The following is a 1,231-nucleotide window of genomic DNA, read 5'->3' as shown; positions in this document are numbered from 1 at the left end:
TCAATGCCTATATGAACTCGAAGAGCAAGAAATTCGCCGCCCTTCAGGCATTCGTGACGCAGTCCGCCAAAGCCAAGGTCGCTCAGGCCGCCGCCGACGCAGCACAGGCTAAGCTGGATGCGCTGACGTCCCTGACACCCGATCAGATTGCCGCGATGTCGCCCGAAGATCAGGCGGCCCTGCCTGGGAAGATAGCTGCTCTGCAGGCCGAGGTCGCTGCCGACAACGCTGCTGCTGCTGCGGCCGCGGTCGGCACCGATGATGCATCGCTCGACGCGGCATTGGCGGATATGGCCAACAAGCCCGTCGACGCCGCGGTCACGTCCTGGGCTCAAGACGTCCTTGCCGGCAAGATCGACCAGACGGCTGCCGCGATGCAGACGGAAACGACGCCGTAACGAACCGCCGCCGAAACGGTAGTGGTCAGTCAAAGAAGATGCCGCCGGGTTTCACTCGGCGGCATTGCCTTTTCCCGCTCATGGTCGGGCTGGCTATCCAGGGATAGCCACCGAGCTGGCGTCCAGGGATAGCCAGGCTCGAAACACTCAGACGTGCTTGCGGCCGCCGGTTTCGCGGAACCAGCTGTCGGGATAGGGATACCACCAGTCCTGGATCGCAGGCTTGTGGTCGATGATCACCATTTTGGAGCGGCGGAAGGCGTCGAGCCCCTGGCGTCCGAGCTCGCGGCCAAGGCCCGAGGCCTTCCAGCCGCCGAACGGCAGGGCATCGTTGTCGATCAGCGGGTTGTTGACCCAGACCATGCCGGCTTCGAGCCGTTCAGCCGCCTCGTGGGCTTCGGCCAGATTCGATGTGAACACCGAAGCGCCGAGCCCGAACGGGCTGTCATTGGCAAGCCGGATCGCCTCGTCGAAATCCCTGACCCGGCAGATGGCGGCGACGGGTCCAAAACACTCTTCGCGCACGATCGCCATATCAGGGGTGACGCCGGTCAGGATGGTCGGTTCGTAGAACCAGCCGATGTTGTGCGCCGGCGGGATGCGCCCGCCGGTCACCGCCTTGGCGCCATGGGCAATGGCGTCATCCACAAGGCGCATCACTTTGGTCCGCGCGCTTTCGCTGACCAGCGGGCCGATCTCGGTCTTGTCCATGCCGTTGCCGATGCGCAGCGCCCGCGTCCTTTCGGCGAACAGCGCGACGAAGCGGTCATGCACGGAATCGACGACGAAGAAGCGCTCGGCCGAAGTGCAGACCTGGCCGGTGAGGTGGAAGG

Annotated in this window: 1 protein-coding gene and 1 pseudogene; one reads left to right on the top strand and one right to left on the bottom strand. The window is 64.5% G+C overall.

Annotated elements, in window-relative coordinates:
* Positions 1–398, top strand: a pseudogene (locus ENZ75_RS32275) (hypothetical protein); the annotation flags it as partial.
* 147 nt (positions 399–545) lie between these two features.
* On the opposite strand, the gene ENZ75_RS32270 reads toward ENZ75_RS32275, so the two are convergent.
* Positions 546–1,231 (bottom strand): aldehyde dehydrogenase family protein (locus ENZ75_RS32270; RefSeq protein WP_128278632.1); only part of this gene is annotated, 686 nt, incomplete at its 5' end.

It is taken from the genome of Mesorhizobium sp. M7A.F.Ca.CA.002.04.1.1 (assembly GCF_004022805.1).
GTDB lineage: Bacteria > Pseudomonadota > Alphaproteobacteria > Rhizobiales > Rhizobiaceae > Mesorhizobium > Mesorhizobium ciceri.
This window is presented reverse-complemented; position numbering and strand designations above follow the sequence as displayed.